Annotated in this window: 1 protein-coding gene; it reads right to left on the bottom strand. The window is 46.5% G+C overall.

Annotated features, from left to right (window positions below):
* The coding region (locus A3750_RS25930; RefSeq protein WP_197474910.1) for a hypothetical protein at window positions 1–329 on the bottom strand (329 nt) is incomplete at both ends.

Here is a 329-nt window from a genome sequence, read left to right as displayed (position 1 = left end):
GAATGTGCATAGTGATAGCGAGAGCGATTAATCGTGTTGCCCATCTGAAGGTACTTGAAGCTCTTTTCAGCGTCTCCCTTCCTGTCGTAGTACATGCTCACAACGTAAGCGATGTTCATCTTCGCATCTTCGTTCAAGCCGCGTTGACGCAAGCGCTGCTCGTACTGCGGAACAATTTCTTCAAGCAACGCTTGCTTCTTACCCTTACCATGAACAATCAGATTTCTAACAACACCGACTTGACCAGGATTAGCACGCAATGCCTTTTCGAAGTATCTGTAGGCCTTATCACCCTCACTTAGACGGCTGAGACACATACCCTTAAAATT

The organism is Oleiphilus sp. HI0079, from assembly GCF_001635105.1.
The sequence above is the reverse complement of the archived record's forward strand: the minus strand, read 5'-3'. Positions and strand labels throughout refer to the sequence as shown.